The sequence below is a fragment of the Streptomyces sp. NPDC045431 genome (assembly GCF_040646655.1).
Taxonomy (GTDB): domain Bacteria; phylum Actinomycetota; class Actinomycetes; order Streptomycetales; family Streptomycetaceae; genus Streptomyces.
In genome coordinates, this window is sequence record NZ_JBEZAQ010000005.1 from 374,978 (window position 1) to 381,796 (window position 6,819).

General features: G+C 69.3%; 6 protein-coding genes and 1 rRNA gene. All 7 read right to left on the reverse strand.

The genetic code is table 11. The features are described 5' to 3' along the window. Positions 1-13: 13 nt before the first annotated feature. The gene (locus AB0A69_RS15360) at positions 14-892 is read right to left on the reverse strand and encodes an FHA domain-containing protein (protein WP_361420822.1); all 879 of its coding nucleotides are present in this window, start codon (positions 890-892) and stop codon (positions 14-16) included. Between the two features lie 82 nt (positions 893-974). Further along, on the reverse strand, positions 975-1,970 hold the full coding sequence (locus AB0A69_RS15365; RefSeq protein WP_361420772.1) for a DUF881 domain-containing protein: 996 nt from the start codon (positions 1,968-1,970) through the stop codon (positions 975-977). A 5-nt stretch (positions 1,971-1,975) separates the two neighbouring features. Further along, a complete protein-coding gene (locus AB0A69_RS15370; protein ID WP_064068997.1) occupies positions 1,976-2,308 on the reverse strand; it encodes a small basic family protein in 333 nt (110 codons plus the stop codon). After that, positions 2,305-3,234, reverse strand: coding sequence for a DUF881 domain-containing protein (locus tag AB0A69_RS15375; protein WP_361420775.1), 930 nt, complete (start codon positions 3,232-3,234; stop codon positions 2,305-2,307). The genes AB0A69_RS15370 and AB0A69_RS15375 overlap by 4 nt, the downstream gene beginning before the upstream one ends. A 122-nt stretch (positions 3,235-3,356) precedes the next feature. Then, a complete protein-coding gene (locus AB0A69_RS15380) occupies positions 3,357-5,852 on the reverse strand; it encodes a mannose-1-phosphate guanyltransferase (RefSeq protein ID WP_355367142.1) in 2,496 nt (831 codons plus the stop codon). Between the two features lie 117 nt (positions 5,853-5,969). Next, entirely contained in the window at positions 5,970-6,578 is a 609-nt protein-coding gene (locus tag AB0A69_RS15385) for a CDP-alcohol phosphatidyltransferase family protein (RefSeq protein ID WP_361420778.1), read from the reverse strand. 148 nt (positions 6,579-6,726) lie between these two features. Then, a 5S ribosomal RNA gene (gene rrf / locus AB0A69_RS15390) occupies positions 6,727-6,819 on the reverse strand; the annotation flags it as partial.

Consider the following 6,819-nt stretch of genomic DNA (forward strand, 5'->3'; position numbering starts at 1 on the left):
CTCCCCTGCCGGGTCACACGCCCCGCTGGCTCGCGTAGAAGACCAGCCGGTACTTGCCGATCTGCACCTCGTCGCCGTTGGACAGCGCCACCGAGTCGATCCGCTCGCGGTTGACGTACGTGCCGTTGAGGCTGCCGACGTCCGCGACCGTGAAGCTGCCCTCCGGCGACCGGCGGAACTCCACATGACGCCGCGACACCGTCACGTCGTCGAGGAAGATGTCGCTCTGCGGATGACGGCCCGCGGTCGTCAGGTCGGAGTCCAGCAGGAAGCGGCTGCCCGAGTTCGGCCCGCGACGCACCACCAGGAGCGCCGAACCGAGCGGCAGCGCCTCCACGGCCGCCTGCGCCTCGGGCGACAGCGACGGCAGCTGCGTCTGACCGGTGGCCTCGGAGTCGTACGCCTCCAGGCCCGAGATCGAGATCGTCGACGTCGTCTCGGACGCGCGCTCCGCCGGGACACCCGGACGCAGCGGGGCGCCACAGTTGGAGCAGAACCGGCTCGCCTCGGCGTTACGGTGCCCGCACCTCGTACAAACCGGCATGGACGAGTCTCCGCCCGTACTCGAGGTCGATGGTTCCCCGAAACCTATGCGGCCGGAACCAGCAGGGTCAACAGACGCGCCCTGCCCCCCGGGAACACCGCCCGGACCGGCGACCTCATCGCGGAACAGCGGCCGCTCGCCGCCCTGCTCCTCATTCTGGGCGTGGCGCGACGCGCGGTGCTTGGCACTGCTGCCGTCCTCGCGTGCGCTCTTGCCGAACAACTTCGCAAACAACTTCACGGGCGATTCCCCTTGACCGAAACAGACCCGCCCGTGGGGCAGGACGAACCCTGACTGAACACACCTGCCGACCCGGACACCCTCACAACGTCCGTATCCTCCGGACAGTTTCCACCACGCACCATGCGGGTGATGCGCCGACCCCCCGCAACCTCATGCCCTTGTCTCGCGGCCCCCATGCACCCCCGCCTCACTGCGATGACGACCGAGCGTAGTGAGGCCGCTCCGCCGCTCGCAAGGCATCCACGACGATCTTCTCGGACCTGGTCACCGACGCGGTGGCCTGCTCCTTCTCCAGCGTCTGCACGACACCTCCCGGGATGTTCAGCGCGGGCTCCAGGTCCTGGGGCTTCCCGATGACCTTGAAGCGGTACGGTGCGCCGATCTTCCGGCCGTCCACCTCGATGTCCCCGGCCTCACCGGAGATGTACGTGTCGGCGACGACCCGGACGTCGTTGACCTGGATCGCCTCGGCGCCCGCCGCGCGCAGCTCCTGGACGGCGTCCAGCAGCATGTCCGGCTCGACCGCCCCGGCGCCGTCGTCGATGGTGAGTGTGATCCCGGGACCCTGCGCCGCCACCGTACCGGCGAGGATACCCAGCTGACGCTCCTTCTCCTGGGTCTGCTTGCGCGCCTCTTCCGCCTGGTCGGAGCTGTTCACCAGCTCGGTGCGCTGGTCCTCCAGGCGCGCCTTCTCGGCCTCCAGCCGCTGCGTCCGGTCGTCCAGCTCGTCCAGGATGCGCACCAGGTCCTCCTGGCGGGCGCCGCGCAGGGCGCTGTTGTCGCTGGTCGAGCGGACCTGGATGGCGAGACCCAGGCCGAGGACGAAAAGCAGTACGGCCACGATGAGTTGGGCGCGCGTGACGCGCGGCGGCCACAGCCCGGCCGCGAGCCGCTGCCGCCCGGTCATCTCCGGATCGGCGGGCCGGCCGGGGCCGGGCTCGGCGGCGTACGGCTGCGCCGCCGCCGGCGACGGCGGCTCCGGACCGTCCGCCTCCGGGCTCTTCACCTCGGGCGGCAGCTCCTGCGGGGGCACGGCCTGCGGAGCCGGCGGCCCCGGCCGCTGGGGCTCCGGCCGCTGGGGCTCCGGCCGCCGCGGCTCCGGGCTCTGCGGCCCCCGGTCACCCTCCCCCGGAGTCGGCGGGGGAGCCGGCTTCTCGTGCGGAGTCGGTTCGTTCTCGCTCATCGGCCTCACGCCCGGAACACATGCCGCCGGATGGCGGCGGCGTTGGAGAAGATGCGGATGCCCAGCACCACGACCACGCCCGTGGACAGCTGCGCGCCGACGCCGAGCTTGTCGCCCAGGAACACGATCAGCGCCGCCACGACGACGTTGGAGAGGAAGGAGACGACGAAGACCTTGTCGACGAAGATGCCGTCGAGCATGGCCCGCAGCCCTCCGAAGACCGCATCGAGCGCCGCCACGACGGCGATCGGCAGGTAGGGCTCGACGACCGCCGGCACCTCGGGCCGGATGAACAGGCCGACCACGACTCCCACGACGAGGCCCAGTACGGCGATCAAGATGTGCCCTTCCCTGTGTCGGCCGCGCCCCGCCCGGCATCCGTGCCGGCTCCGGCGGGACTCGGCTCTGCTGTGCGTACGATCAGGCTCGACGCGGCCGGCAGGCGCACCTCACCCTGATCCGAAATGCTGGTACGGATACCGAAGTTCTCCTGCAGCGCGTGCAGGTACTGCCCGTCGGGGCTGTCCTGGAACGCGGTGCTCAGCTTCTTCCCGTCCCCCACCGCCAGCACCGTGTACGGCGGCACCAGCGGTTTGTTGTCGACCAGTATGGCGTCGCCCGCCGCGCGGATCGCCGACAGGGCGGTCAGCCGCTGCCCGTTGATCGCGACCGCCTCGGCGCCCGACTGCCACAGCCCGTTGACCACGCGCTGCATGTCGCGGTCGCGCACCCGCCCGGTGTCCGCGAAACCGCTGCTCTCACGCGGCCCGTCGCCGCCCTGCTCGGTGTCCTTGGCGTCGTCGACGACCAGCTTGACGCCGGGGCCGCGTACCTCCGTCGCCCCGGAAAGCAGCGCCACGAGCTCCCCCTGGTCCCCGCCGTGCTCCTGCAGCGCCTTGCGCTGGCGCTCCCCCACCTCGGTGCGGAGCGCCTCGATCCGCTCCTCGAGCTTGTCGGCCGCGGTCGTCTCCGACTCGATCCGGTCGATGAGCTCCTCGCGCTCCTTGGCGACGACCGGGGCCGAGATCTGCGCCTGCGCGGCGCCGAGCGTGACCACCGCGGCGGCCAGTACCAGCCCCGCCGCGAGCCCGAGCTTGGCCCGCAGGGTGCGCGGCAGACCGCCGCCCTCGGCGGTGCGGCGTGCCGAGGCCTCCGCGTACCCGTCGTCGAGCGCGTGGTCCATGACATTGGTCAGCAGCGACATGGACGCGTCGGGACGCGGAGGCGGGGAACCTGTGCTCCGAACGGGGGGCTGCTGCGACATGCCGCACATCGTCGCACGTCGCGGCTGCTACCGCCGAATGGCCCCACCGGTGTGCCGGGGGCGCCCGTGGGCACCTCCCGGCACATCCGTATCAGGATCCCCTCAGGATCCATCCCAGGACGTCAGCGACCGGCGCTCTCCACCACGGCGGCCCACTCGTCGAGCAGTGCCTGCGCGGACGCGTCATCCGGCCCTTCGGCCCAGAGATGGGTGACGGCCTCCGCCGGGTCGGGCAGCACCATCACCCACCGGCCGTCGGCCTCCACCACCCGTACTCCGTCGGTCGTGTCGACGTGCCGGTCCCCGGCCGCCTCCACGACCCGCCGCATCACGAGACCCTTGACCGCCCACGGGGTGGCCAGGTCGCGCCGCAGCACATGAGCGCGGGGTATGCGCGCGTCGATCTGGCTGAGCGTGAGTTGCGTACGGGCCACCAGCCCGATCAGCCGCACGAACGCCGCCGTACCGTCGAAGACGCTGCTGAACTCGGGCACGATGAAGCCGCCGCGCCCGTCACCGCCGAAGATGGTCGACTCCTCGCGGCCGACGCGGGTCAGGTCGTCCGGCGACGTGGTCGTCCACTCCACCTGCGTGCCGTGGTACGCCGCGACCTGCTCGGCGATCCTCGTCGTGGTCACCGGCAGCGCGACCCGTCCGCTGCGCCGTTCGGCGGCCACCAGGTCGAGCAGGACCAGCAGGGCCCGGTCGTCCTCGATGATCCGGCCCCGCTCGTCGACCAGCGAGATGCGCTCGCCGACCGGATCGAACCGCACACCGAAGGCCGCCCGCGCCGAGGCCACGATCTCCCCGAGCCGTACGAGCCCGGCGCGCCGGGACTCGGCCGTCTCCGTGGGCCGGGACTCGTCGAGTCCGGGGTTGATCGTCAGCGAGTCCACCTGGAGCCGCCCGAGGAGGCTCGGCAGAACGAGCCCGGCGCTGCCGTTGGAGGCGTCCACGACCACCTTGAGGCCCGCCTCGGCGATGCCCGTCGTGTCGACGTTGCGCAGCAGGGACCCGGTGTACGAGTCGAAGACGCTGGACGGGAAGGACAGGTCGCCGATCTCGCCGGGGAAGGCCCTCCGGTACTCCTGGCGCGCGTAGACGCGGTCCAGCTTCCGCTGCCCGCCCTGCGACAGGTCCGCGCCCCGCTCGTCGAAGAACATGATGTCCACGGAGTCGGGCACCCCGGGCGACGTCCGGATCATGATGCCGCCGGCGCTGCCACGAGCCGTCTGCTCACGCGCGACGGGCAGCGGTACGTTCTCCAGGTCGCGTACGTCGATGGCGCTGGCCTGCAGCGCCGAGATCACCGCCCGCTTGAGCGCTCTCGCACCCCTGGAGTGGTCTCGCGCCGTGGTGACGGTCGCGCCCTTCTTCAGGGTCGTGGCGTAGGCGCCCGCGAGCCGGACCGCCAGCTCGGGCGTGATCTCCACGTTGAGGATGCCGGAGACGCCGCGGGCCCCGAAGAGGTGCGCCTGTCCGCGCGACTCCCAGATGACGGACGTGTTGACGAAGGCGCCGGCCTCGATCGTCTTGAACGGATAGACCCGTACATTGCCCTGAACGATCGATTCTTCACCGACGAGGCACTCATCGCCGATGACGGCGCCGTCCTCGATGCGGGCGGCCCGCATGATGTCGGTGTTCTTGCCGATCACACAGCCCCGCAGGTTGCTGTGCTGCCCGATGTAGACGTTGTCGTGAACAACCGCCTTGTGGAGGAAGGCGCCGCTCTTCACCACCACGTTCGACCCGACGACGGTGTGCTCGCGGATCTCCACATCGGCCTCGACCTTGGCGTAGTCCCCGATGTACAGGGGCCCGTGCAGAACCGCGTCCGGGTGCACCTCGGCACCCTCGGCGACCCACACGCCGGGCGAGATCTCGAAGCCGTCGAGCTGGACGTCGACCTTGCCCTCAAGGACGTCGGCCTGGGCCTTCACATAGCTCTCGTGCGTGCCGACGTCCTCCCAGTAGCCCTCGGCGACATAGCCGTAGATCGGCTTGCCTTCCTTCATCAGCTGCGGGAAGACATCGCCGGACCAGTCGACGGGGACGTCCGGCTGGACGTAGTCGAAGACTTCCGGCTCCATGACGTAGATGCCGGTGTTCACCGTGTCCGAGAAGACCTGTCCCCAGGTGGGCTTCTCCAGGAATCGCTCCACCTTTCCTTCCTCGTCCACGATGGTGATGCCGAATTCGAGCGGGTTCGGCACCCGGGTCAGGCACACCGTGACGAGGGCGCCCTTTTCCTTGTGGAACCGGATGAGGTCGGTCAGGTCGAAGTCGGTGAGCGCGTCACCGGAGATGACGAGGAAGGCGTCGTCCTTCAGCGCCTCCTCGGCGTTCTTGACACTCCCCGCGGTGCCGAGTGGCTTCTCCTCATTGGCATAGGTGAGCTCCATGCCGAGCTCTTCGCCGTCGCCGAAGTAGTTCTTTACGAGCGAGGCGAGGAACTGCACGGTAACAACGGTCTCAGTGAGCCCATGCCGCTTGAGCAGCCGCAGCACGTGCTCCATGATCGGCCGGTTGGCCACCGGCAGGAGTGGCTTGGGCATGCTCGAGGTCATGGGGCGAAGGCGCGTGCCTTCACCACCAGCCATCACAACGGCTTTCATGTCGGAAGCGTCCTCCTTGCAGAGACGACGGTCTAGCCGACTTCACCCATCCGGTAACTGGCCGTCTTGGTCTTCGGGGCGCGCTCCGTTGCTGCGCCGCACACCAGAGGGACAGGCTCAATCGGCTGTGGCATCCGCCTTGACAAGTCGGCGGACTTGGACCACATAGAGGATCCCTGCCCACCAATAGAGAGTTGTACCCCATCCGGCGAACGCCCACCCGAAAACTTCAGCGAGTGATGCAAGCCACCCGTCCCCGTCACTGAGCAGAAGGAGCGGAAACGCGTACATCAAGTTGAACGTGGCGGCCTTGCCGAGGAAGTTCACCTGAGGCGGGGGATAGCCGTGCCGGCGGAGGATTCCCACCATCACCAGCAGCATCAGCTCACGGGCCAATAGTGCGATCGTCAACCACAGAGGGAGAATCTCGCGCCAGGTGAGCCCGAGGAGCGTCGAAAGGATGTAGAGCCGGTCCGCAGCAGGGTCGAGCAGGCGTCCGAGGCTGCTGATCTGGTTCCATCGACGGGCGAGTTTGCCGTCGAGATAGTCGCTGACACCGCTGAGCATCAGTACCAGGAGAGCCCAGCCATCGCTATTCGGCCCATCGAAGACGGGGCGGAGGATCAGCCACAGGAAGAGCGGTACGCCGACCAGGCGAGCCATGCTCAGGATGTTGGGGATGGTGAGCACCCGGTCCGTCTGAACGCGGGTCTCCTGTACCTCCACCCGGGGCCTCCTGGGGAACGTGCCAACGATGCCCCCTGACTTTACCGTCAGCACGGGTGGGCCCGTACACAGGGGTGCCGGCGCTCGGCCGCTGAACGCAGAAAAGCCCCGGCCCCGCACAAAGTGCGGAGACCGGGGCCCAATATTTGTTCGGCGGCGTCCTACTCTCCCACAGGGTCCCCCCTGCAGTACCATCGGCGCTGAAAGGCTTAGCTTCCGGGTTCGGAATGTAACCGGGCGT

What these genes read in the sequence shown, in the direction of transcription:
- AB0A69_RS15365 (WP_361420772.1), bottom strand. Translation starts at nt 1,970, where the DNA reads ATGAGCGAGAACGAACCGACTCCGCACGAGAAGCCGGCTCCCCCGCCG.
- AB0A69_RS15375 (WP_361420775.1), bottom strand. Translation starts at nt 3,234, where the DNA reads ATGTCGCAGCAGCCCCCCGTTCGGAGCACAGGTTCCCCGCCTCCGCGT.
- AB0A69_RS15380 (WP_355367142.1), bottom strand. Translation starts at nt 5,852, where the DNA reads ATGAAAGCCGTTGTGATGGCTGGTGGTGAAGGCACGCGCCTTCGCCCC.